Source organism: Mesorhizobium sp. WSM4935, from assembly GCF_029625735.1.
GTDB lineage: Bacteria > Pseudomonadota > Alphaproteobacteria > Rhizobiales > Rhizobiaceae > Mesorhizobium.
In genome coordinates, this window is sequence record NZ_JARTVR010000056.1 from 1 (window position 1) to 279 (window position 279).

The following is a 279-nucleotide window of genomic DNA, read 5'->3' on the forward strand; positions in this document are numbered from 1 at the left end:
TTATGAGGATGATCGGTGAAGGTCGCCATCGACCCCAACGTCCTGGCCTATGCTGAGGGCGTTAACAACGCGGAGAAGCGCGACGTCGTTATCGAGCTGCTACGCAGCGTTCCACGAGAGGCCGCAGTCATTCCGGTCCAGGTGCTGGGCGAACTGTTCAATGTTCTCGTCCGCAAGGCCGGAAGACATTCCCAGGAAGCTCGGGATAAGCTGCTTAGCTGGAGCGACGCCTTCGCGGTTGCCGGAACGACGCCGGAAGTGATGATGAAGGCTGTCGAT

Annotated in this window: 1 pseudogene; it reads left to right on the forward strand. The window is 59.1% G+C overall.

What is annotated here, in order from left to right:
• Nucleotides 1–15 precede the first annotated feature (15 nt).
• Nucleotides 16–279 (forward strand): annotated as a pseudogene (locus tag P9273_RS32080) (PIN domain-containing protein); the annotation flags it as partial.